The organism is Cupriavidus sp. Agwp_2, assembly GCF_040784895.1.
Classification (GTDB): domain Bacteria; phylum Pseudomonadota; class Gammaproteobacteria; order Burkholderiales; family Burkholderiaceae; genus Cupriavidus.
Genome location: NZ_CP088083.1, coordinates 2,405,402 through 2,430,015, shown reverse-complemented (window position 1 = coordinate 2,430,015; position 24,614 = coordinate 2,405,402). Strand labels below are relative to the sequence as shown.

The window sequence follows — 24,614 nt, the reverse complement described above, 5'->3', positions numbered from 1 at the left end:
GACGCGATAGTCCGTTTTTTTTAGCATCACGCAACCTTTTAGCGTCACGATTTGAGAACTTAATGAAAATTGGTCGATTACTGGCGGTAGTTGCGTGTGCGGCGCTGCTTGCAGCCTGCGCCAGCACCCCCACGCCGCCTGACGCCGATGCCAACGGCGCGACCGCCCAGACCGCCAGGCGCCAGGATCCGCTCAACTCGCTCAGCGACAAATCGGCGCTGGCTTCCACGACCACCATCAATGCCGACCAGGGCGGCCTGGACTGGCTGCGCGGCCCGTCCAACGATATCTGGGACCGGATCCGGCGCGGCTTCGCCATGCAGGACCTGGAGGGCACGCTGGTCGATGACCGCACGCAGTGGTATGCGCAGCGCCCGGAATACATGGAGCGCATGGTCGGGCGGTCGAGCCGCTACCTGTACCACATCGTCGAAGAACTGGAGCGCCGCAAGATGCCGACCGAGCTGGCGCTGCTGCCGTTCGTCGAGAGCGCGTTCAACCCGCAGGCCCAGTCCACCGCCAAGGCCGCCGGCATGTGGCAGTTCATCCCCAGCACCGGCAAGTCGTACAACCTGAAGCAGAACATGTTCCGCGACGAGCGCCGCGATGTGCTGGCCTCGACCGATGCCGCGCTCGACTACCTGCAGCGGCTCTATGACATGTTCGGCGACTGGCACCTGGCGCTGGCTGCCTACAACTGGGGCGAGGGCGCGGTGTCGCGTGCGATCGCGCGCAACCAGGCGCGCGGGCTGCCGACCGACTACGCCAGCCTGACCATGCCCAACGAGACGCGCTACTACGTGCCGAAGCTGCAGGCGGTCAAGAACATCATCGCCAACCCGGCGGTGTACGGCGTCAGGCTGCCCGAGATCCCGGACCACCCGTACTTCGTCACGGTGACCACCTCGCGCGATATCGACGTGAACCTGGCGGCCAAGCTGGCGGACATGACGCTGGAGGAGTTCAAGGCGCTGAACCCGTCGTTCAACCGGCCGGTGATCCTGGGCGCATCCAACCCGCAGATCCTGCTGCCGTTCGACAATGCCGAGCGCTTCCAGTACAACCTGAACACCTACCGCGGCGGGCTGTCGAGCTGGACCGCGGTCACGGTGGACGGGCGCGAGCGCGTCGAGTCACTGGCGGCGCGGCTCAATATCGATGCCGACACGCTGCGCGAGATCAACAGCATTCCCAAGGGCATGCGCCTGAAGGCCGGCTCGACCGTGATGATTCCGCGTTCGGGCCGCCACGACCAGGACATCAGCGCAAGCCTGGCCGACAACGCCATGCTGGCGATGGAGCCTGACCTGCCCGATGCCCGCCGCGTGGTGGTGCGCGCCACCCGGCGCGATACGGTGGCATCGGTGGCCCGACGCTATGGCGTGTCGCCGGGCCAGGTGCAGTCCTGGAACAAGCTGTCGGGCACCAAGCTGGTGGCCGGGCAGAGCCTGGTGCTGATGGTGCCCGTGCGCGGCGCCGGCGCGGTCCGTGCGGCACGCGCCGAACAGGCCGACCGGGCCGAGCGCGAGGATCGTGCCGAGCGTGGCAGCAAGGGCGGCATCGTGCGTGTATCGGCGCAGGGGGGCAAACAGGCAGGCCATGGCAAGGCCGAGCCACGCAAGCGCATCACGGTCGACGCCTCACCGCGCCGCGGCGGTAAGGCGGCGCCGGCCAAGGTGACGCGCGAGGCCAGGTCGGGCCCGGTGGTGAAGGCGTCAGCCAAATCCAGTGCCAAGGGCAAGACGCGCTGAGCGCGGCGTTTGAGAGCAAAGAGGCGTGCCGGCGGCACGCCTCTTTTTTTGTGCCTGCCGCGGACACCGGCCACGGGCTGCACCCCTCCGAATCCCGTTTCCCCCGGGCCCGCGCCGGTGGCAAACTACCGTCATCATCACAACGACCGCAGACGCGGAGGAGACTGCCATGACGGCAAGCCATGCCGTGCATGCCCGTTCGCTGGCCGACCCGCAGGGGTTCTGGGCCGAACAGGCGACGCGCATCGATTGGGAAACCTCGTTCGACCAGGTGCTCGACAACAGCCGGGCGCCATTCACGCGCTGGTTCGTGGGCGGGCGCACCAACCTGTGCCACAACGCGGTTGACCGCCACCTGGCGGCGCGAGCCGGCCAGCCGGCGCTGCACTGGGTCTCGACCGAGGTCGACCAGTCCCATACCTACACCTATGCCGAGCTGCACGACGAGGTCAACCGCATGGCGGCGATCCTGCAGGGGCTGGGTGTGCAGAAGGGCGACCGCGTGCTGATCTACATGCCGATGATCCCGCAGGCTGCGTTTGCAATGCTGGCCTGCGCGCGCATCGGCGCGATCCATTCGGTGGTGTTCGGCGGCTTTGCCTCGGTCAGCCTGGCGGCCCGGATCGACGACGCCCGCCCGCGCGTGGTGATCAGCGCCGACGCTGGCTCGCGCGCCGGCAAGGTGGTGCCGTACAAGCCGCTGCTGGACGAGGCCATCCGGCTGTCGTCGCACCAGCCGGACAAGGTGCTGCTGGTCAATCGCCAGCTCGCCGAGATGCCGCGCACGGAAGGCCGCGATGAGGACTACGCCACCTGGCGCGACCGCGTGGCCGGCGCGCAGGTGCCGTGCGTGTGGCTGGAGTCCAGCGAACCCTCGTATGTGCTCTACACCTCCGGCACCACCGGCAAGCCCAAGGGCGTGCAGCGCGATACCGGCGGCTATGCGGTGGCGCTGGCTACCTCGATGGACTACATCTTCTGCGGCAAGCCGGGCGACACCATGTTCACGGCCTCCGACATCGGCTGGGTGGTCGGTCACAGCTATATCGTCTACGGCCCGCTGCTGGCCGGCATGACGACGCTGATGTACGAAGGCACGCCGATCCGCCCGGATGGCGGCATCCTGTGGCGGCTGGTCGAGCAGTACCGGGTCAACCTGATGTTCAGCGCGCCCACCGCGATCCGCGTGCTGAAGAAGCAGGACCCGGCCTGGCTGACGCGCTACGACCTGTCCAGCCTGCGCCTGCTGTTCCTGGCTGGCGAGCCGCTGGACGAGCCCACCGCGCGCTGGATCCAGGACGGCCTAGGCAAGCCGGTGGTCGACAACTACTGGCAGACCGAGTCGGGCTGGCCGATCCTGGCGATCCAGCGCGGCATCGAGCCGCTGCCGCCCAAGCTCGGCTCGCCGGGGGTGCCGGCCTACGGCTACGACCTGAAGATCGTCGACGAAAACACCGGCGAGGAATGCCCGCCCAACCAGAAGGGCGTGGTCGCCATCGACGGGCCGCTGCCGCCGGGCTGCATGAGCACGGTGTGGGGTGACGACGACCGCTTCGTGCGCACCTACTGGCAGGCGGTGCCCAACCGGCCATGCTATTCCACCTTCGACTGGGGCGTGCGCGACGAGGACGGCTATGTCTTTATCCTCGGGCGCACCGACGACGTGATCAATGTCGCCGGCCACCGGCTGGGGACGCGCGAGATCGAGGAAAGCCTGTCGTCGAACCCGGCCGTTGCCGAAGTGGCGGTGGTCGGCGTGCAGGACGCGCTCAAGGGCCAGGTGGCGATGGGCTTCTGCATCGCGCGCGACCCGGCGCGCACCGCCACGGAGGCGGACCGGCTGGCGCTGGAGGGCGAACTGATGAAGACCGTCGAGCAACAGCTCGGCGCGGTGGCGCGGCCGGCGCGCGTATTCTTTGTCAATGCGCTGCCGAAGACACGCTCCGGCAAGTTGCTGCGGCGCGCGATGCAGGCGGTGGCGGAAGGGCGGGATCCCGGCGACCTGACCACGATCGAGGATCCGGCAGCGCTGGAGCAGGTTCAGGCCGCGCTGAAGGGCTGACACCGGCACGTCAGGCGGTGCGGGTGCCGAACCGGCCACTTCGCACCGCGGGCTTGCCTTGGCTCGTGATGCAGTCTAATATTTGAAGCATAAAATATTTAGGTCTGATCTAGATCGTGACGCCGTCGGGCCGCATTGTCCGGCGCGGGCCCAGCAGGAGGCAACAGATGCGAGTGCTTTGTATTGGTGGCGGACCGGCCGGATTGTATTTCGGCCTGCTGATGAAATTGCAGGATCCCGCCAACGAGGTCATCGTGGTCGAGCGCAACCGGCCCTATGACACCTTCGGCTGGGGCGTGGTGTTCTCCGACGCCACCATGGACAACCTCAAGCAGGCCGATCCGGTCAGCGCCGCCGAGATCAACGCCGCCTTCAACCACTGGGACGATATCGACATCCATATCGGCGGGCGCACCATCCGCTCAGGCGGCCACGGCTTTATCGGCATCGGCCGCAAGCGCCTGCTCAATATCCTGCAGGCGCGCTGCGAAGCGCTCGGCGTCAGGCTGGTGTTCGAGACCGATGTCGCCGACGACCAGGCGCTGGCGATGCAATACCAGGCCGACCTGGTGATCGCCTCGGACGGGCTCAACAGCCGCATCCGCACCCGCTACGCCGACACCTTCCAGCCCGATATCGATACGCGCCAGTGCCGCTTCGTCTGGCTCGGCACGCACAAGCTGTTCGACGCGTTCACCTTTGCCTTCGAGAAGACCGAGCACGGCTGGTTCCAGGCGCATGCCTACCGCTTTGACGACAACACCTCGACCTTTATCGTCGAGACGCCCGAATCGGTCTGGCAAGCCGCCGGCATCGACGAGATGAGCCAGGAAGAGGGCGTGGCATATTGCGAGAAGCTGTTCGCGCGCTACCTTGATGGCAACAAGCTGATTTCCAATGCGTCGCACCTGCGCGGCTCGGCGATCTGGATCCGGTTCCCGCGCGTGATCTGCCACCAGTGGGTGCATTGGAATACCTTGCCTGACGGCCGTCGCGTGCCCGTGGTGCTGATGGGCGATGCCGCGCACACGGCGCATTTCTCGATCGGCTCCGGTACCAAGCTGGCGCTGGAAGACGCGATTGATTTGGCCGAAGAGATCCGTGGCAGCGGCCACGACGGCCTGCCCGATGCGCTGGCGCGTTACGAAGCCACGCGCGGCGTGGAAGTGCTGAAGATCCAGAACGCGGCGCGCAATTCGACCGAGTGGTTCGAAAACGTCGAACGCTACGCGGGCAGCCTGCCGCCAGAGCAGTTCGCCTATTCGCTGCTGACGCGCTCGCAGCGTATCTCGCACGAAAACCTGCGCGTGCGTGACGCCGATTACGTGGCCCAGTTCGAACACTGGCTGGCGCAGGAGGCCGGGGTGCCGCGGCAAAGCCTGCAGCTGCGCGACCATGAGCCGCTGCCGCCGATGTTCACGCCGTTCCGGCTGCGCGGCATCACGCTGAAGAACCGCGTGGTGGTGTCGCCGATGGCGATGTATTCCTGCGCCGACGGCATGCCGGGCGACTTCCACCTGGTGCACCTTGGCTCGCGTGCGTTGGGCGGCGCCGGCATGGTGGTGGCGGAGATGACCTGCGTGTCGCCCGATGCGCGCATCACGCCGGGCTGCCCGGGTTTGTGGAATGACGCGCAGCGTGACGCATGGAAGCGCGTCGTCGACTTCGTCCACGCCAACAGCGATGCGCGCATTGCCATGCAGATCGGCCATTCTGGCCGCAAGGGGTCGACACAACTGGGCTGGGAAGCGATGGACCATCCGCTGCCGGAGGGCAACTGGCCGGTGATGTCGGCCTCGCCATTGCCGTACTTGCCTGGCGAATCGCAGACGCCGCGCGAGATGACGCGCGCCGACATGGAACGCGTGCGCGACGACTTCGTGGCCAGCGCGCGGCGCGCGGCTGAAGCGGGCTTTGACTGGCTCGAACTGCACTGCGCCCACGGCTACCTGCTGTCGAGCTATATTTCGCCGCTGACCAATACGCGTGAAGACGAGTATGGCGGCTCGCTGGCGGCGCGGCTGCGCTATCCGCTGGAAGTGTTCGAAGCCGTGCGCGCGGTGTGGCCGCAGGACAAGCCGATGTCGGTGCGCATCTCGGCGCACGACTGGGTCGAAGGCGGCATCACGCCTGACGATGCCGTTGAAATCGCCCGCGCCTTCAAGGCCGCCGGAGCGGACATGATCGACTGCTCGTCTGGGCAGGTCAGCCCGGACCAGGCACCGGTGTACGGTCGCATGTACCAGACCCCGTTCGCCGATCGCATCCGCAACGAGGTAGGCATCGCCACCATCGCGGTGGGCGCGATCTTCGAGGCCGACCACGTCGACTCGATCATCGCCGCCGGCCGCGCCGATCTGTGCGCGATCGCGCGCCCGCACCTGGCCAACCCGGCATGGACGCTGCAGGAAGCCGCGCGCATCGGCTACCGCGATATCGCCTGGCCCAAGCAGTACATGGCGGGCAAGCGGCAACTGGAAACCAACCTCGAACGCGCCGCGGCGCAGGAGAAGCAGGCATGACGGCCGGCACGGCAACACTGGCGGGACGCCACGCGCTGGTCACCGGCGGCGGGCGCGGCATTGGCGCCGCGATCGCGCGGCGGCTGCTGGCCGACGGGGCCAGCGTCACGCTGCTGGGGCGCGATGCCGGCACGCTGCAATCGACGGTGCAGGCGCTGCGCGAGCAGGCGCCAGCGGGCGCCATGGTCTCGTTCGTCACAGCCGATATCGCCGATGCCGATAGCGTGGCACGCGCCTTTGCCGCGGCCACGGAGCACGCCGGCCCGGTGTCGATGCTGGTCAACAACGCCGGGCAGGCGCACAGCGCGCCGTTCATGAAGACCGATGCCGCGCTGTGGCAGCGCATGCTCGACGTCAACCTGACCGGCACCTTCCTGTGTACGCAGGCAGCGCTGCCGGCGATGCTCGAAGCGGGCTGGGGCCGCATCGTCAATGTGGCCAGTACCGCGGGACTGATCGGCTATGGCTATGTCAGCGCGTATTGCGCGGCCAAGCACGGCGTGATCGGTCTTACGCGCGCGCTGGCGCTGGAAACCGCGCCCAAGGGCGTCACCGTCAACGCAGTTTGCCCAGGCTACACCGAGACCGATATCGTGCGCGACGCAGTGGCCAATATCGTCGGCAAGACCGGCCGCACCGAGGACCAGGCGCGCGCCGAGCTGGCCGCGCGCAACCCGCAGCGGCGACTGGTGCAGCCCGAGGAAGTGGCCGACGCCGTGGCATGGCTGTGCCAGCCGTCCGCCGGCGCGATCACGGGGCAGGCGATCCCGGTGGCCGGCGGCGAAGTGATGGCGGGCTGACAAAGACAAGGACAGAGAGAGAACCATGACTGAAATCGCACTCGACATGCGCCATCACAAGCGCAGCTTTGCCGGCTATGAGCCGCGGCACTTCCTGTGGTCGGTGTCCGACGACGGCAAGGTCGGCACCATCACGCTGAACCGGCCTGAGCGCAAGAACCCGCTGACGTTCGATTCCTATGCGGAGCTGCGCGACCTGTTTCGCGCGCTCTGCTACGCCAGCGACATCAAGGCGGTGGTGGTCACCGGCGCTGGCGGCAACTTCTGCTCGGGCGGCGACGTGCACGAAATCATCGGGCCGCTGACGCAGATGACCATGCCCGAGCTGCTCGATTTCACGCGCATGACCGGCGACCTGGTCAAGGCGATGCGCGCATGCCCGCAGCCGGTGATCAGCGCGGTCGACGGCATCTGTGCCGGCGCGGGCGCGATGATGGCGCTGGCCTCGGACATGCGGCTGGGCACGGCGCAGGCGAGGACCGCATTCCTGTTCGTGCGCGTGGGGCTGGCTGGCGCCGACATGGGTGCTTGCTCGCTGCTGCCGCGCGTGATCGGGCAGGGGCGCGCCAGCGAACTGCTCTACACCGGCCGCGCCATGAACGCGGAGGAAGGGCTGCAGTGGGGCTTCTTCAATGCGCTGCATCCGTCGGAAGCCGTGCTGGCACAGGCGCAGGCACTGGCCGCGCAGCTCGCCGCCGGGCCGACATTCGCCCATGGCGTGACCAAGAAGCTGCTGCACCAGGAATGGAACATGGGGCTGGACGAGGCCATCGAAGCCGAAGCCGAGGCGCAGGCCATCTGCATGCAGACACGCGATTTCCGCCGCGCCTACGAGGCCTTCGTGGCCAAATCGAAGCCGGTGTTCGAAGGCGACTGAGCCAGGGAGCCGCGATGTCAGACAAGACCTATCTCGATTTGCCGCTGTTCGACGACGCGCACCGCACGCTGGAGCGCGAGCTCGACGCGTGGTGCGGGCAACACCTGCATGTCGACCACAGCGACACCGACGCCGCGTGCCGTGCGTTGGTGCGCCAGCTGGGTGAGGCGGGCTGGCTGCGCTATTGCGTGCCGGCAGCGCACGGCGGCGCGCTGCCCGCGCTGGATTCGCGCTCGCTGTGCTTGCTGCGCGAAACGCTGGCGCGTCACGACGGCCTGGCCGACTTTGCCTTCGCGATGCAGGGGCTGGGCTCGGGTGCGATCTCCATTGCCGGCAGCGATGCGCTGCGCGCGCAATACCTGCCGCGCGTGGCGCGCGGGGAAGCCATCGCCGCCTTTGCGCTGTCCGAGCCCGAGGCCGGGTCCGATGTCGCGGCGATGCAATGCAGCGCGCGGCTGTCCGAAGATGGCAAGCACTATGTGATCGACGGTGCCAAGACCTGGATTTCCAACGGCGGCATTGCCGATTTCTATTGCGTGTTCGTGCGCACCGGCGAAGCGCCCGGCGCGCGCGGCATCTCGGCCTTCGTGGTCGATGCCGACACGCCAGGCCTCACCATCGCCGAGCGCATCGACGTGATCGCGCCGCATCCGCTGGCCACGCTGCGCTTCGACAACTGCCGCGTGCCGGTTGGCAACCGGCTAGGGGAAGCGGGGCAGGGCTTCAAGGTGGCGATGATGACGCTCGACATCTTCCGTGCCTCCGTAGCCGCGGCGGCATTGGGCTTCGGCCGTGCCGCGCTGGACGATGCGTTGGCGCGTGCGTGCGAGCGGCCGATGTTCGGCGGCGTGCTTGCCGACCTGCAGCTGACGCAGGCCGCCATCGGCGACATGGCCACGGCCATCGACGCGGCCGCGCTGCTGACCTATCGCGCGGCCTGGCAGCGGGACGTCAGAAAAGAGCGCACCACGCGCGAAGCGGCAATGGCGAAAATGGTCGCCACCGAGAATGCGCAGCAGGTCATCGACCGTGCGGTGCAGATGTTCGGCGGCCTCGGCGTCAAGGTCGGCACGCGGGTCGAAAGCCTGTACCGCGAGATCCGCTCGCTGCGCATCTATGAAGGCGCCACCGAAGTGCAGAAGCTGATCATCGCCCGCGAGACGCTGGCCGGCCGGAAGGCCTGAGCCATAAGCCCCGGAACTGCCGTACCGAGAGCAGACAGGAGACAAGCCATGGCGACCACCGCCCACCTCGATACCTTCGCCCGCGACCGCCTGCCGCCGCCCGAGCAGTGGCCGGTGTTCCGCTTCAATGCCGATACCGACTACCCGGCGCGGATGAATTGCGCGGTGGAACTGGTCGACCGCCATGTGCGCGAAGGCCGCGGCGAGCGCGCCGCCATCCGCCACCGCAACGGTCAGACGGGCCAGATCGAGACGGTCACCTACGCGCAGCTGGCGGCGCTGGTCAATCGCATCGCCCACGTGCTGGTCGAGGACATGGCGCTGGTGCCCGGCAACCGCGTACTGCTGCGCGGACCCAACAACCTGATGATGGCGGCAAGCTGGCTCGCCACCATCAAGGCCGGCCTGATCGCCGTGCCGAGCATGCCGCTGCTGCGCGCCAAGGAACTGAAGCAGATCGTTGACAAGGCGCAGGTCACCGCGGCGCTCTGCGATGCGCGGCTGCGCGAGGACCTCGATGCCAACCAGCGGGCCGGCGGCGAACACCATTGCCCTAGCCTGGCGCGCGCGATGTATTTCAACGGCACCGGCGAGGGGTCGCTCGAAGCCGCGATGGCGGGCAAGCCCGACAGCTTCGACGCCTGCGACACCGCCAGCGATGATATCTGCCTGATCGCCTTCACCAGCGGCACCACCGGACAGCCCAAGGGTACGGTGCATTTCCACCGCGACGTGCTGGCCATGTGCGACCTGTTCCCGCGCCACGTGCTGCGCTCCGGGCCGGACGATATCTTCTGCGGCACGCCGCCGATCGCCTTCACCTTCGGGCTGGGCGGCATGCTGTGCTTCCCGTTGCGCATCGGCGCCAGCACGGTGCTGGCGGAGAAGCTGACGCCGGAGACGCTGCTGGAACTGATCCACGACTTCCGCGCCACCATCGTCTTCACCGCGCCCACCTTCTACCGGCAGATGGCGACGCTGGCACCGCGCTTCGACATTTCCAGCCTGCGGAAAAGCGTGTCCGCGGGCGAGGCACTGCCCGACGCTACCCGCCAAAGCTGGAAAGCCGCCACCGGCATCGAGATGACCGACGGCATCGGCGGCACGGAAATGATGCACATCTTTATCTCCAGTGCCGGCGCCGAAGTGAAGCCCGGTGCCATCGGCAAGGTGGTGCCTGGCTATGTCGCGCAGATTGTCGACGACGAGATGCGGCCGCTGCCGCCGGGGCAGGTCGGCAAGCTGGCGGTGCAGGGTCCCACCGGCTGCCGCTACCTGGACGACCCGCGCCAGGCCAACTACGTCAAGGCCGGATGGAACCTGCCGGGCGATACCTTCACGGTCGACGAAGACGGCTATTACTTTTACCAGGCGCGCTCCGACGACATGATCATCTCGGCCGGCTACAACATCGCCGGCCCGGAGGTGGAGAGCACGCTGATGCAGCATGAGTCCGTGGCCGAATGCGGCGTGGTGGGCGCACCCGACGACGGGCGCGGGCAGGTGGTCATGGCCTACGTGGTGTTGCGCGAAGGCGTGCCGGCGGACGACGCCACGCGCTCCGCACTGCAGGACTACGTCAAGCGCCAGATCGCGCCGTACAAGTATCCTCGCCGCATCGAGTTCGTGCCGGCGCTGCCGCGCACCGAGACCGGCAAGCTGCAGCGCTTCCGGCTGCGCCAGATGGCGGAGCAGGGCGATGGCACTAACCACGGTGGGAGCAAATCATGAGCCCGGTATTCCGTAGCACCGTTCTGGTGCGTTTCAAGCACTGCGATGCAGCCGGGATCGTGTTCTACCCGCGCTATTTCGAGATGCTCAATGACCTGATCGAAGACTGGTTCGGCGAGGCGCTGGGCTGGCCCTTCGACGCCATGCACGGCGAGGGTCGGGCCGGCGTGCCGACCGCGGAGCTGGAGTGCCGCTTCCTGGCGCCGAGCCGGCTCGGCGAGGTGCTGACGCGCGAGCTGCGCGTGCTCAAGCTCGGACAGTCCAGCTTCACGCTGGCGATCCGCTTTGCCGGCCCACATGACGATACCCGCATGGAAGTGACGCAGCGGCTGGTGTGCGTCGACACCGGTTCGATCGCGCCGCAGCCGCTGCCAGAAGCGGTGCGTGAGGCCATGGCCGCCTATCTGGTGACCGCGGCGTGACCGCCCGACCCATGACTGAATTTTCAATCCACTGATACAGAGAGCAACAGGACATGACCATGAAAATCCTGCAGCCGCCCGACTGGGCGCCCCCGCGTGGCTACGCCAACGGCACGATGACTGAAATGCATGCCGGCAGCCGCCTGATCTTTGTCAGCGGCCAGATCGGCTGGAATGGCAAGTGCGAGTTCGAGACCGATGACTTCGGCATGCAGGTGGCGCAAACGCTGCGCAATGTGGTCGATGTGCTGGCCGCCGGCGGCGCGCGGCCGGAACATATCGCACGGATGACCTGGTATGTGAAGGACAAGGCGGAATACGTCGCGGCCTATCGGGCGATCGGCGAACATTACCGCGCCATCATCGGCCGGCACTTCCCGGCCATGACCGCGGTCGAAGTGGCTGACCTGGTCGAGCCGCGCGCCAAGATCGAAATCGAGGTCACGGCGGTTGTGCCGCCGCAGGCGTAACGGCTGCGGCACACCACCGGACCGGCGCCCCGGCACCGCTGTCGCGGCTGCCCGAGGCGCCGCCCGGTTGATGCAAGTCCTTGAAAACTTGAGAAATTGGGTGGCGCGGGATATAATTCGAAAGTTTCGCTTTCAGAACCCTTCACCCTAGCGCCAACCGCTTTCCACCTTCCGCCGCCCCCATCCGCGCCGCCTTTGCCAACCACAATTTATGTGATGCAAGGAGCATGTTGCGACCGGATCCGACCGCATCGGCGCAATGCCGCTGCCGACGTCACGGATCCAGCCTGGGAGGCACGAGGCGTCGATTGGTCGGTCACGGGGTGAGTCCAGCAGGAGCCTACCCGTGTTACCGTCTTTTCCGTCCGCCATTCTCGCGCTAGCAGACGGCACGGTCTTTCGTGGCTATTCCATTGGCGCTTCCGGCCATACCATCGGTGAAGTGGTGTTCAACACCGCCATTACCGGTTACCAGGAAATCCTCACCGACCCGAGCTATTCGCGGCAGATCGTCACGCTGACGTACCCGCATATCGGCAACTACGGTGTCAATCCTGAGGATGTCGAAGCCACGAAAGTCCATGCCGCCGGCCTGATCATCAAGGATCTGCCGATCCTGGCCTCCAATTTCCGCAAGGAACACACCCTCGCGCACTACCTGAAGCAGGAAAAGGTGGTGGCGATCGCCGGCATCGATACCCGCAAGCTGACCCGCATCCTGCGCGAGAAGGGCGCCCAGAACGGCTGCATCCTGGCTGGCGAGGACAACGTGCAGAAGGCCATCGACCTGGCCCGCTCGTTCCCCGGCCTGGCCGGCATGGACCTGGCCAAGGTGGTCTCGGTCAAGGAACCGTACGAGTGGACCCAGTCCGAATGGGCGCTGGGCGAAGGCTACGGCAAGCAGGACAAGCCGCAGTTCCACGTGGTCGCCTATGACTACGGCGTCAAGTTCAACATCCTGCGCATGCTGGCCGAGCGCGGCTGCAAGGTGACGGTGCTGCCGGCACAGGCGACTGCCGCCGACGCGCTGGCACTGAATCCGGACGGCGTGTTCCTGTCCAACGGCCCCGGCGACCCGGAGCCGTGCGACTACGCCATCACCGCCACGCGCGAGTTCATCGAGCGCGGCATCCCGACCTTCGGCATCTGCCTGGGCCACCAGATCATGGCCCTGGCCGTCGGCGCCAAGACGCTGAAGATGAAGGCCGGCCACCACGGCGCCAACCACCCGGTCAAGGACCTGGAGGATGGCCGTGTGATGATCACGTCGCAGAACCACGGTTTCGCGGTCGATGCCGACACGTTGCCCGCCAACGCGCGCGTGACGCATGTGTCGCTGTTCGACGGCACGCTGCAGGGCTTCGCGCTGACCGACAAGCCGGCGTTCTGCTTCCAGGGTCACCCGGAAGCCTCGCCCGGCCCGAACGACGTGGCTTACCTGTTCGACCGCTTCATCCAGCACATGACGGACGCGCGCAAGTAAGCGCGCACCGGGAAAGCGCTGGACCAAGGGACATCCCATGAACGCCTTTATGCAAACCGCCTTCGGCATCACCGATTTCTGGACCTACCTGCTCGGCACGATCTTTATCGTGCTGCTGCCGGGGCCGAACTCGATGTATGTGCTGTCGGTGGCGGCGCAGCGCGGCGTGCGCGCCGGCTACAAGGGCGCGTGCGGGGTGTTCCTGGGCGACTTCGTGCTGATGGTGCTGTCGGCGGCGGGCGTGGCCTCGCTGCTGAAGGCCAGCCCGGCGCTGTTCTACGTGGTGAAGTACATCGGCGCGGCCTACCTGGCGTGGATCGGCTTCAGCATGCTGCGCGGCGCGGTGCGCAACTGGGCCGCGCGCGGCGATGCCGCCGCCACGGTGCCCGTTGGCAAGTCGGACCAGTCCAACCCGTTCCGCAAGGCGTTGCTGATCAGCCTGCTGAACCCGAAGGCGATCCTGTTCTTCATCTCGTTCTTCATCCAGTTCGTTGATCCGGCCTTCGGCTATCCGGTGCTGTCGTTCTCCGTGCTGGGTGTGGTCGCCCAGTTGTGCAGCTTTGCCTACCTGACCACGATCATTTTCGTGGGCGCCAAGCTGGCCGATGCATTCCGGCGCCGCCGGCGCCTGTCGGCGGGCATGTCGAGCGGGGTGGGCGCGATGTTCATCGGCTTCGGCGCCAAGCTGGCGACGGCCACCATGAACTAGCCGCAGCGGCGGACAAACTGACATTTTCGAATCCCCACGGATTCCCTGATTACCGGCGCGGCCCGCATGCAAGCGGGCCGGCCCATAAAGAGAGCGTGCAATGCCAAAACGCACAGACATCAAGAGCATCCTGATCATCGGCGCGGGCCCCATCATCATCGGCCAGGCGTGCGAGTTCGACTACTCCGGCGCCCAGGCCTGCAAGGCCCTGCGCGAAGAAGGCTTCAAGGTCATCCTGGTCAACTCGAACCCGGCGACCATCATGACCGATCCCAACACGGCCGATGTGACCTACATCGAGCCGATCACCTGGGAAGTGGTCGAGCGCATCATCGAGAAGGAGCGTCCTGACGCGATCCTGCCGACCATGGGCGGCCAGACCGCGCTGAACTGCGCGCTGGACCTGCACCGCCACGGCGTGCTGGACAAGTACAAGGTCGAACTGATCGGCGCGTCGCCCGAAGCCATCGACAAGGCCGAGGACCGCCAGAAGTTCAAGGACGCCATGACCAAGATCGGTCTGGGTTCGGCCAAGTCGGGCATCGCCCACTCGATGGACGAAGCCATGGCCGTGCAGTCGCGCATCGCCCAGGAAACCGGCTCCGGCGGCTACCCGATCGTGATCCGCCCGTCGTTCACGCTGGGCGGTACCGGCGGCGGCATCGCTTACAACCGCGAAGAATTCGAAGAGATCTGCAAGCGCGGCCTGGACCTGTCGCCGACGCGCGAGTTGCTGATCGAAGAGTCGCTGCTGGGCTGGAAAGAGTATGAGATGGAAGTGGTCCGCGACAAGCAGGACAACTGCATCATCATCTGCTCGATCGAGAACCTGGACCCGATGGGCATCCACACCGGCGACTCGATCACCGTTGCTCCGGCACAGACCCTGACCGACAAGGAATACCAGATCCTGCGCAACGCCTCGCTGGCCGTGCTGCGCGAGATCGGTGTCGACACCGGCGGCTCCAACGTGCAGTTCTCGATCAACCCGAAGGACGGTCGCATGATCGTCATCGAGATGAACCCGCGCGTGTCGCGTTCGTCGGCGCTGGCTTCCAAGGCCACCGGCTTCCCGATCGCCAAGGTCGCTGCCAAGCTGGCCGTGGGCTACACGCTGGACGAGCTGAAGAACGAGATCACCGGCGGCGCGACCCCGGCCTCGTTCGAGCCGTCGATCGACTACGTGGTCACCAAGGTGCCGCGATTCGCGTTCGAGAAATTCCCGCAGGCCGACAGCCACCTGACTACCCAGATGAAGTCGGTGGGTGAGGTGATGGCCATGGGCCGTACCTTCCAGGAATCGTTCCAGAAGGCCCTGCGCGGCCTGGAAGTCGGCGTGGATGGTCTGGACGAGAAGTCGTCGAACCGTGATGAAGTGGTCGAGGAAATCGGCGAAGCCGGCCCGGACCGCATCTGGTACGTGGGCGACGCGTTCCGCCTGGGCATGTCGCTGGAAGAGGTCTATGCCGAGACCGACATCGACCCCTGGTTCCTGGCCCAGATCGAAGACATCGTCAAGACCGAAAACCTGGTCAAGGCGCGCACGCTGGACAGCCTGTCGGCCGCCGAGCTGCGCTTCCTGAAGCAAAAGGGCTTCTCCGACCGCCGCCTGGCCAGGCTGCTGAAGACCGACGCCAAGGCCGTGCGCGAGGCGCGCATCGCCCAGAACGTGCGCCCGGTCTACAAGCGCGTGGACACCTGCGCGGCCGAGTTCGCCACCAACACCGCCTACATGTACTCGACCTACGAGGCCGAGCATGGCGAGTGCGAGGCGCAGCCGACCGACAAGAAGAAGATCATGGTGCTGGGCGGCGGCCCGAACCGGATCGGCCAGGGCATCGAGTTCGACTACTGCTGCGTGCACGCCGCGCTGGCGCTGCGCGAAGACGGGTACGAGACCATCATGGTCAACTGCAACCCGGAAACCGTGTCGACCGACTATGACACCTCGGACCGCCTGTACTTCGAGCCGGTGACGCTGGAAGACGTGCTGGAGATCGTCGCGATCGAGAAGCCGGTCGGCGTGATCGTGCAGTACGGCGGCCAGACCCCGCTGAAGCTGGCGCTGGACCTGGAAGCCAATGGCGTGCCCATCATCGGCACCAGCCCCGACATGATCGACGCCGCGGAAGACCGCGAGCGCTTCCAGAAGCTGCTGCAGGAACTGGGCCTGCGCCAGCCGCCCAACCGCACCGCGCGTGCCGAGGACGAAGCGCTGCGCCTGGCCGAGGAAATCGGCTACCCGCTGGTGGTTCGCCCCTCTTACGTGCTGGGCGGCCGCGCCATGGAAATCGTGCACGAGCCGCGCGACCTCGAGCGCTACATGCGCGAGGCCGTCAAGGTGTCGAACGACTCCCCGGTGCTGCTGGACCGCTTCCTGAATGACGCCATCGAGTGCGATGTCGACGCCCTGAGCGATGGCAAGCGCGTGTTCATCGGCGGCGTGATGGAGCACATCGAGCAGGCTGGCGTGCACTCGGGCGACTCCGCCTGCTCGCTGCCGCCGTACTCGCTGTCGGCCGAGACCGTGGCTGAACTGAAGCGCCAGACCGCCGCGATGGCCAAGGCGCTGAACGTGGTCGGCCTGATGAACGTGCAGTTCGCCATCCAGCAGAACAACGGTGTCGACACCGTGTACGTGCTGGAAGTGAATCCGCGCGCCTCGCGTACCGTGCCCTACGTGTCGAAGGCCACCGGCATGCAGCTGGCCAAGATCGCCGCGCGTTGCATGGCCGGCCAGTCGCTGGACGAGCAGGGCATTACCAACGAGGTGGTGCCGCCGTATTACAGCGTCAAGGAAGCAGTGTTCCCGTTCAACAAGTTCCCGGGCGTCGATCCGGTCCTCGGACCTGAAATGCGCTCCACCGGCGAAGTGATGGGCGTGGGCAAGACCTTCGGCGAAGCGCTGTTCAAGAGCCAGCTGGCCGCGGGTTCGCGCCTGCCGGAAAAGGGCACCGTGCTGATCACCGTAAAGGACAGCGACAAGCCGCGCGCCGTTGCTGTGGCCCGCATGCTGCACGACATGGGCTACCCGATCGTCGCCACCCGCGGCACCGCCTCGGCCATCGAAGCCGCCGGCATCCCGGTCAAGGTGGTGAACAAGGTCAAGGACGGCCGTCCGCACATTGTTGACATGATCAAGAACGGCGAACTGGCGCTGGTGTTCACCACGGTGGACGAGACCCGCGGCGCGATCGCGGATTCGCGCTCGATCCGTACCTCGGCGCTGGCCAACCGCGTGCCTTACTACACCACCATCGCCGGCGCCAGCGCCGCGGTGGAAGGCCTGAAGCACATGCAGAGCCTCGAGGTCTATGACCTGCAAGGCCTGCACGCCACGCTGGCGTAAGCCACGCTGCACATTGCCATCCCGCCGGGCGCTTGCGTCCGGTCAAGGGTCGGCAGGGCCCGGAAGCCCGCCGGTGTTGATGCCGGCGGGCTTCCTGGCCTAAACTACGTCAAATTCGTCGATCGAATTGGCCTGGCGCACCGGTGCAAGCAGTGTGCGGCCCTTCGGTCCTGTCTGAAAGCCGCGGTTGAGCGGAAGTGCCCTGGCTGTGTATTGCCGGGGATGGCTCCAGCTCCGCTGCGGCTCATTTTTTTGTTGAAGAAGACATGAGCACCATTCCAATTACCAAGCGTGGCGCCGAGCTGCTCAAGGAAGAGCTGCAGCGCCTCAAGGCTGTCGAGCGTCCGGCGGTGATCACTGCCATTTCCGAAGCGCGTGCGCAGGGCGACCTTTCTGAAAACGCCGAATACGACGCCGCCAAGGAAAAGCAGGCCTTTATCGAAGGCCGCATCATCGAAGTGGAGTCGAAGCTGTCCACGGCCCAGGTCATCGATCCGACCCAGCTCGACACCGATGGCCGCATCGTCTTTGGCGCGACCGTCGACCTGGAAGACCTGGAGTCCGGCAAGCCGGTCAGCTACCAGATCGTGGGCGACGACGAGGCCGACCTCGACACCGGCAAGATCTCGGTCAGCTCGCCGATCGCGCGTGCGCTGATCGGCAAGTTCGAGGGCGACGTCGCCACCGTGCTGGCCCCTGGCGGTGAGCGCGAGTACGAAGTCATTACCGTCCGCTATATCTGAGGCCGCTTGTTCTCTTCCTCCTATAACAGCCTGCCGCCGCTGCCGCACCGCATCTTTCTGCTGCTGACGGTGGTCTGGGCGGGCAGCCTCTGGACGGTCGGCTACATGGTGGCGCCGACCTTGTTTTCCGTGCTGCCCAGCCGTGAGATGGCCGGCATGATCGCCGGGCACCTGTTCCATACCGAAGCCATCGTAGGCGTGACCATCGGCGTGCTGCAGCTGGTGCTGTGCAATGTGATGATCCGGCGCGGCGCCAACCGCTACCGCGCACTGCGCTGGCTGGTGCTGGGCATGCTGTGCTGCGTGCTGGTGGGCTACTTCGGCACGCAACCCTTCATGGGCAGCCTGAAGGCCAAGGCGCTGGCGCTGGGAGTGGGGGTTTCGGAGTCGCCTTACAAGTCGCAGTTCGGCATGCTGCACGGCGTGTCCAGTGCTTTTTACCTGCTGCAAAGCCTGCTGGCACTGGTGCTGGTGTGGCGCGCTTCGGCGCCACGTTCGGCGGGGGAGTAGGGGCCCAGGGGGGGGGCGGCCGGCGGCCACCGGGCGGTGGCCGCATGTCCGGATGGGCGAATCAGCCCAGTGCTTTCTTCTTCTGGCTGGTCGGCCGCGCGCGCGAGCGCTTGACGTTGCCGCCCGCGGTGACACGCTCGTTACCCAGTACGGTCACTTCCTTGCGGGTCGGGCGGCGATTCGGCGCGGCGCTGGGTTTCTTGACCGTGACCGTGCGCGGCGCGGCGCCGCCGCGGCGGGCCGGCGGGGCATGGCGGCCCAGGTTGTCCGGCTGGTTTTCCTTCAGGCGCGCTTCGCCCGGGCGCCAGACCACCAGCAGCTTGCCGATATGCTGGATCGGCGCGGCGCTCAGCGCTTCGCAGATTTCTTCGTAGATTGCGATACGGGCGTCGCGGTCGTCGCCGAACACGCGGATCTTGATCAGGTCGTGCGCAGCCAGGCTGCGGTCGATCTCGGCCAGCACGGCGCCGGTAAGGCCTTCGGCGCCAACCATGACGACCGGGTTCAGGGCATGGGCACGGGAGCGCAGTTCTGAACGCTGGGCAGGAATCAGTTGTAGTGCGGGCATAGGTAGGCGCCACTGGCGCTGGAGTTTTGTGCGCTGCAGGCCCGGCAGGTGCCGGCAAGGCAGGCGGGCGGAGCGCGAATTGGCGCGTATTATCCGTCAATCCGGCACTGTCGGGCGGCAAAATCATCAAAACAGTACAAAAACCTTGCGCATGTGGCATCGGCCGCGTGCCTGGGCAGGCAACAGGCTGGATCTGGCATGGCAAAGAACAAGTTTAACCATTCGTGGCTGCACGACCACATCAACGACCCCTACGTGAAGATGGCGCAGCGGGAGGGCTATCGTGCCCGCGCCGCATACAAGCTCAAGGAAATTGACGAGCAGGACAAGCTGATCCATCCGGGCCAGGTGATCGTCGACCTGGGGGCGGCGCCAGGCAGCTGGAGCCAGTACGCCCGCAACAAGCTGGCGGCTTCACCGCGGGCCAGGGACGGAAAGATCGACGGCGCGGTGGTGGCGATCGATATCCTGCCGATGGAGTCTGTCGCGGACGTCACATTTATCCAGGGCGATTTCCGCGAGGAGGAAGTCTTCCGCCAGCTCGAAGATGTCGTGCTGGAGGCCTCTGGCGGTGACAAAATCGACCTTGTTATCTCCGACATGGCCCCCAATTTGTCCGGTGTAGCCTCCGCCGATTCGGCGCGGATCGAGTACTTGTGCGATCTGGCCCTTGAGTTTGCTCAGGCCCACCTGAAGCCGGAAGGCGCATTGCTGGTAAAGTGTTTCCACGGGAGCGGCTACAGCCAGATCGTGGAGAAGTTCAAACGGCAGTTCAAAGTGGTCGCGAAGCGCAAGCCCAAGGCGTCGCGCGACAAATCTTCCGAAACCTTTATCCTTGGGCGCTACCTGAAGGCGGTGGATTGATCGATCCCGATCGAGGCCAGGGCGAAATAAGAGGGCGAAAGTGCCCCACCCGCAGCTATCGGCGTCATAGTTTCGCTGTTTCCCCCCGAGGGCGGGCGCTGCATTACAATGCAGCTATCCGTTGGCAAGGCAATTGCAAAGGAGTTCGGCCTTGAATAACAACCTGTTTCAAAAGGCGGCAATCTGGCTCGTGATCGCGCTGGTTTTGTTTACCGTCTTCAAGCAGTTCGACAAGCCCCGTGCGCAGGACAGCGTCACCTATTCGCAGTTCATGGATGACGCCAAGAACGGCAAGGTGTCGCGTGTCGACGTGCAGGGCCGCAACCTGGTGGTCTCCCCGAAGGAAGGCGCCAAGTACACCATCATCTCGCCGGGCGACATCTGGATGGTCGGCGACCTGATGAAGTATGGCGTCCAGGTGACCGGCAAGGCGGATGACGAACCCAACGTGCTGGTCCAGGCCCTGTATTACCTCGGACCGACCCTGCTGATCATCGTGTTCTGGTTCTACATGATGCGCCAGATGCAAGGCGGCGGGAAAGGCGGCGCATTCTCATTCGGCAAGTCGCGCGCGCGCCTGATCGACGAGAACCAGAACGCCGTCACGTTCCAGGACGTGGCCGGCTGCGACGAGTCCAAGGAAGAAGTGGTCGAACTGGTCGACTTCCTGAAGGACCCGCAGAAGTTCCAGAAGCTGGGCGGCCGTATCCCGCGTGGCGTGCTGCTGGTCGGCCCTCCGGGTACCGGCAAGACGCTGCTGGCGCGTGCCATTGCCGGCGAGGCCAAGGTGCCGTTCTTCAGCATCTCTGGTTCGGACTTCGTTGAAATGTTCGTCGGCGTGGGCGCGGCCCGTGTCCGCGACATGTTCGAGAACGCCAAGAAGCAGGCACCCTGCATCGTGTTCATCGATGAAATCGACGCGGTCGGCCGCCATCGTGGCGCCGGCATGGGCGGCGGCAACGACGAGCGCGAGCAGACCCTGAACCAGATGCTGGTCGAGATGGACGGCTTCGAGGCCAACTCGGGCGTGATCGTGATCGCCGCGACCAACCGTGCCGACGTGCTGGACAAGGCGCTGCTGCGTCCGGGTCGTTTCGACCGCCAGGTCTACGTGGGCCTGCCGGACATCCGCGGCCGCGAGCAGATCCTGAAGGTCCACATGCGCAAGGTGCCGATCGGCAACGACGTCGATGCCTCGGTGATCGCGCGTGGTACCCCGGGCTTCTCGGGCGCTGACCTGGCCAACCTGGTCAACGAAGCTGCCCTGTTTGCCGCCCGCCGCAACAAGCGCGTGGTCGACATGCAGGACTTCGAGGACGCCAAGGACAAGATCTACATGGGTCCGGAGCGCAAGTCGACGGTCATGCGCGAGGAAGAGCGCCGTGCCACGGCTTACCACGAGTCCGGTCATGCGGTGGTTGCCAAGCTGCTGCCCAAGGCCGACCCGGTGCACAAGGTCACCATCATGCCGCGTGGCTGGGCGCTGGGCGTGACCTGGCAGCTGCCGGAGCATGACAAGTATTCGAAGTACAAGGACAGCATGCTGGAAGAGGTCGCGATCCTCTTCGGCGGCCGGGCGGCGGAAGAAGTCTTCCTCAACGCCATGAGCACCGGGGCGTCCAACGACTTCGAGCGTGCCACCAAGATCGCCCGCGACATGGTGACCCGCTTCGGCATGAGCGATTCGCTTGGCGCCATGGTCTACGTGGACACCGAGCAGGATGGCATGTTCGGCAAGCTGTCTTCCAAGACCGTGTCGGAAGCCACGCAGCAGAAGGTCGACGCCGAGATCCGCCGCATCATCGACGAGCAATACGCGCTGGCCAAGCGCCTGCTCGAAGATAACCGCGACAAGGTCGAAGCCATGACCAACGCGCTGATGGAGTGGGAAACCATCGATGCCGACCAGGTTAACGACATCATGGCCGGCAAGCCTCCGCGCCCGCCGCGCAGCGCATCGGGCCCCAACGGTGGTGGCAGCACGCCTTCGGGCGGCTCGCCGGTGGCGCCGACGAACGCGCCTGCCACGGCCTGATTGCCCGGCTCGTCAGACTGACGACGCCTGCATGCTGGCTGTAAGTGCATGACCCTGAAGCCGGTGCCTGGTGCACCGGCTTTTCCTTTTGCGCGACCGGGTTCGCGCATCGCTTTCTTGAGTATTCAGACCTTGCAGCAAACTCCACAGACCCGGTATTTCCAGTGCGGACGCTTCCGCTTTGCGCTCGACCAGCGCCCGCTCGTGATGGGCATCCTCAACGTTACGCCCGACTCCTTCTCGGACGGCGGCCAGCACGCCAGTCGCAATGCCGCCGTGCGCCACGCCGAGCAGATGCTCGCGGAGGGCGTGGACATCATCGACATCGGTGGCGAATCCAGCCGGCCGGGCTCGGCCGCATTGCCGCTCGAGGATGAGTTGGCGCGCGTGATCCCGGTAGTCGAGGCATTGCGCGACTGTGGCAAGCCGCTGTCGATCGACACTTACAAGCCCGAGGTCATGCGCGCCGCGCTTGCGGCCGGCGCGGATCTCATCAACGATATCTGGGGCTTCCGCATGCCGGGCGCGGTGGAGGCACTGGCGGCGCCGGAGGCGGGGCAGGCCGGGCTATGCGTGATGCACATGCAGCGCGATCCGCAGACCATGCAGGAAGACCCGCACTATGACGATGTGGTCGGCGAGGTGGCGGACTTCCTGGCCGAGCGCATTGCCGTGCTGCGCGCCGCCGGCATCGATGACGCGCGCATATCCCTCGATCCGGGGTTTGGCTTCGGCAAGACGCCGGATCATAATCTGCGCCTGCTCGGCCAGTTGCCGCGGGTGGCGGTCGAAGGGCTGCCGGTACTGGCGGGGATCTCGCGCAAGTCCACGCTGGGCACGATCCTGGGCGGCCGCCCACCGCAGCAACGAATTGCAGCCAGTATTGCTGCCGCGGTGTGTGCGGTAGAGCGCGGTGCGTTTATCGTACGCGTGCATGATGTGGAACAGACCGTGGACGCGGTGAAGACCTGGTGGGCCGTGCGCAACGAGTCCGTCGCGGCGGGCTGAGCCGCCAATGTCTACGCAAGCCAGGCGCCGCAGAGCGCCAGGCAGCGCAACGCAAACAGAACGAAAGGGAACAGCGAATGACACGCAAGTATTTCGGGACTGATGGCATCCGGGGGCGCGTTGGCGAGGCGCCGATCACCCCCGACTTCGTGATGCGCCTGGGCCATGCCGCCGGCAAGGTGCTGGCGCACGGCGCCAGGACGGGGCAGGGCCGTCCGACCGTGCTGATCGGCAAGGACACCCGCATTTCCGGCTATATGCTCGAAGCCGCACTGGAAGCCGGCTTTACTTCGGCCGGCGTGCATGTGCTGCTGACCGGGCCGCTGCCTACGCCGGGCATTGCCTACCTGACGCGCGCGCTGCGCCTGTCGGCCGGCGTGGTGATCTCGGCCAGCCACAACCCGTACTATGACAACGGCATCAAGTTCTTTTCCGCCGACGGTGACAAGCTGCCTGACGCGGTCGAGGCCGAGATCGAGGCCGCCATCGACGAGCCGATGCTGTGCGCACCCTCCGACGACCTTGGCCGCGCCCGCCGCATCAACGACGCACCGGGCCGCTACATCGAGTTCTGCAAGAGTACCTTCCCGCACGAGCAGGACCTGCACGGCCTGAAGCTGGTGGTCGATTGCGCCCATGGCGCCGCCTACCACATCGCGCCGCACGTCTTCCACGAGCTGGGTGCCGACGTGGTCTCGATCGGCAACCAGCCGGACGGCCGCAATATCAACGCAGGCTATGGCGCCACCGCGCCCGCCAGGCTGATCGAGGCGGTCAAGGCCAACGGTGCCGACCTGGGCCTGGCCTTCGATGGCGACGCGGACCGGCTGCAGGTGGTGGACGCCGACGGCCGCCTATATAACGGCGACGAGCTGCTGTATCTGATCGTGCGCGACCGGCAGGCCAACGGCCAGGTCGTGCCGGGCGCGGTGGGCACGTTGATGACCAATATGGCGGTGGAGCTGGCGCTGCAGCGCCAGGGCGTTGAATTCGTGCGCGCCAAGGTTGGCGACCGCTATGTGCTGGAAGAGCTGAACAAGCGCAAGTGGACACTGGGCGGGGAGGGATCCGGCCACCTGCTGTGCCTCGATCGCCACAGCACCGGTGACGGCATTGTCTCGGCGCTGCAGGTGCTGGCCGCACTGCGCCGCAGCGGCAAGACGCTGGCACAACTGCTGGAAGGTGTCGCGCTGTTCCCTCAGACGCTGATCAACGTGCGCGTGCAGAAAGGTTTCGACTGGCAGTCGCACGCCGGCCTGAAGGCCGCGCGCGCCGCGGTCGAGCCGGCACTTGAAGGCCGAGGCCGGGTGCTGATCCGCGCCTCCGGCACCGAGCCTGTGGTGAGGGTGATGGTGGAGGCCGAGCAGGCCGAGATGGCCGAACGCGCCGCGAAGACGCTGGCCGATGCGCTGAGCGCCTGATTCGTCGCACCTGAAGCGCAAACGCCGGGTTGATCCCGGCGTTTTTTTATGCTGTTTTGCAATTAACTGCCGTAACATTGCGACCGCGTGACAGTTCGATGGCGC

Annotated in this window: 19 protein-coding genes; 18 read left to right on the top strand and 1 reads right to left on the bottom strand. The window is 66.1% G+C overall.

The window, feature by feature from the left end; translation table 11 throughout:
- The first annotated feature begins 62 nt into the window (after positions 1–62).
- The 14 genes from LPA45_RS11380 to LPA45_RS11315 all read left to right on the top strand — a co-directional run bounded on the left by LPA45_RS11380 (position 63) and on the right by LPA45_RS11315 (position 18,613).
- A complete protein-coding gene (locus tag LPA45_RS11380) occupies positions 63–1,751 on the top strand; it encodes a transglycosylase SLT domain-containing protein (protein ID WP_317920357.1) in 1,689 nt (562 codons plus the stop codon).
- A gap of 169 nt (positions 1,752–1,920) precedes the next feature.
- The gene (locus LPA45_RS11375; protein WP_367394556.1) at positions 1,921–3,813 is read left to right on the top strand and encodes a propionate--CoA ligase; all 1,893 of its coding nucleotides are present in this window, start codon (positions 1,921–1,923) and stop codon (positions 3,811–3,813) included.
- A gap of 167 nt (positions 3,814–3,980) precedes the next feature.
- Positions 3,981–6,335, top strand: coding sequence for a bifunctional salicylyl-CoA 5-hydroxylase/oxidoreductase (locus tag LPA45_RS11370; RefSeq protein ID WP_317920359.1), 2,355 nt, complete (start codon positions 3,981–3,983; stop codon positions 6,333–6,335).
- A complete protein-coding gene (locus tag LPA45_RS11365; RefSeq protein ID WP_116321977.1) occupies positions 6,332–7,135 on the top strand; it encodes an SDR family NAD(P)-dependent oxidoreductase in 804 nt (267 codons plus the stop codon). Before LPA45_RS11370 ends, LPA45_RS11365 begins: the two co-directional genes overlap by 4 nt.
- 25 nt (positions 7,136–7,160) lie before the next feature.
- Positions 7,161–8,012, top strand: coding sequence for an enoyl-CoA hydratase family protein (locus LPA45_RS11360; RefSeq protein WP_116321978.1), 852 nt, complete (start codon positions 7,161–7,163; stop codon positions 8,010–8,012).
- A gap of 14 nt (positions 8,013–8,026) precedes the next feature.
- Positions 8,027–9,196 (top strand): acyl-CoA dehydrogenase family protein, encoded by a 1,170-nt coding sequence (locus LPA45_RS11355; protein ID WP_116321979.1) that lies wholly within the window; start codon positions 8,027–8,029, stop codon positions 9,194–9,196.
- Positions 9,197–9,244: 48 nt separating this feature from the next.
- Positions 9,245–10,927 (top strand): AMP-binding protein, encoded by a 1,683-nt coding sequence (locus LPA45_RS11350; RefSeq protein ID WP_317920363.1) that lies wholly within the window; start codon positions 9,245–9,247, stop codon positions 10,925–10,927.
- Complete coding sequence (locus tag LPA45_RS11345; protein WP_116321981.1) at positions 10,924–11,349, top strand: thioesterase family protein; 426 nt, start codon at positions 10,924–10,926, stop codon at positions 11,347–11,349. The genes LPA45_RS11350 and LPA45_RS11345 overlap by 4 nt, the downstream gene beginning before the upstream one ends.
- Before the next feature lie 59 nt (positions 11,350–11,408).
- Positions 11,409–11,819, top strand: a complete 411-nt coding sequence (locus LPA45_RS11340) for a RidA family protein (RefSeq protein WP_317920366.1) — start codon at positions 11,409–11,411, stop codon at positions 11,817–11,819.
- A 346-nt stretch (positions 11,820–12,165) separates the two neighbouring features.
- Positions 12,166–13,302, top strand: a complete 1,137-nt coding sequence (gene carA, locus LPA45_RS11335; protein WP_116321982.1) for a glutamine-hydrolyzing carbamoyl-phosphate synthase small subunit — start codon at positions 12,166–12,168, stop codon at positions 13,300–13,302.
- A gap of 37 nt (positions 13,303–13,339) precedes the next feature.
- The gene (gene leuE, locus LPA45_RS11330; RefSeq protein ID WP_317925691.1) at positions 13,340–14,011 is read left to right on the top strand and encodes a leucine efflux protein LeuE; all 672 of its coding nucleotides are present in this window, start codon (positions 13,340–13,342) and stop codon (positions 14,009–14,011) included.
- Between the two features lie 100 nt (positions 14,012–14,111).
- On the top strand, positions 14,112–17,360 hold the full coding sequence (gene carB, locus LPA45_RS11325) for a carbamoyl-phosphate synthase large subunit (protein WP_116321984.1): 3,249 nt from the start codon (positions 14,112–14,114) through the stop codon (positions 17,358–17,360).
- 266 nt (positions 17,361–17,626) lie between these two features.
- Positions 17,627–18,103, top strand: a complete 477-nt coding sequence (gene greA, locus LPA45_RS11320; protein WP_116321985.1) for a transcription elongation factor GreA — start codon at positions 17,627–17,629, stop codon at positions 18,101–18,103.
- 6 nt (positions 18,104–18,109) lie between these two features.
- Positions 18,110–18,613: a DUF4149 domain-containing protein gene (locus LPA45_RS11315; RefSeq protein ID WP_116321986.1), complete on the top strand. Its 504-nt coding sequence runs from the start codon at positions 18,110–18,112 to the stop codon at positions 18,611–18,613.
- 61 nt (positions 18,614–18,674) lie between these two features.
- Here LPA45_RS11315 and LPA45_RS11310 read toward each other — a convergent pair whose 3' ends face one another.
- Positions 18,675–19,181, bottom strand: a complete 507-nt coding sequence (locus LPA45_RS11310; protein WP_116321987.1) for a YhbY family RNA-binding protein — start codon at positions 19,179–19,181, stop codon at positions 18,675–18,677.
- A 198-nt stretch (positions 19,182–19,379) separates the two neighbouring features.
- Between LPA45_RS11310 and LPA45_RS11305 the strand changes: the two genes are divergently transcribed.
- From LPA45_RS11305 to glmM, 4 genes are all read left to right on the top strand, one after another.
- A complete protein-coding gene (locus tag LPA45_RS11305) occupies positions 19,380–20,045 on the top strand; it encodes an RlmE family RNA methyltransferase (protein WP_116321988.1) in 666 nt (221 codons plus the stop codon).
- Between the two features lie 151 nt (positions 20,046–20,196).
- A complete protein-coding gene (gene ftsH, locus LPA45_RS11300) occupies positions 20,197–22,080 on the top strand; it encodes an ATP-dependent zinc metalloprotease FtsH (RefSeq protein WP_029046380.1) in 1,884 nt (627 codons plus the stop codon).
- Between the two features lie 132 nt (positions 22,081–22,212).
- Positions 22,213–23,088 carry a dihydropteroate synthase gene (gene folP, locus LPA45_RS11295; protein WP_116321989.1) on the top strand — a complete coding sequence of 292 codons (876 nt, stop codon included), beginning with the start codon at positions 22,213–22,215 and terminating at the stop codon, positions 23,086–23,088.
- A 77-nt stretch (positions 23,089–23,165) separates the two neighbouring features.
- A complete protein-coding gene (gene glmM / locus LPA45_RS11290) occupies positions 23,166–24,509 on the top strand; it encodes a phosphoglucosamine mutase (protein ID WP_116321990.1) in 1,344 nt (447 codons plus the stop codon).
- Positions 24,510–24,614 lie beyond the last annotated feature (105 nt).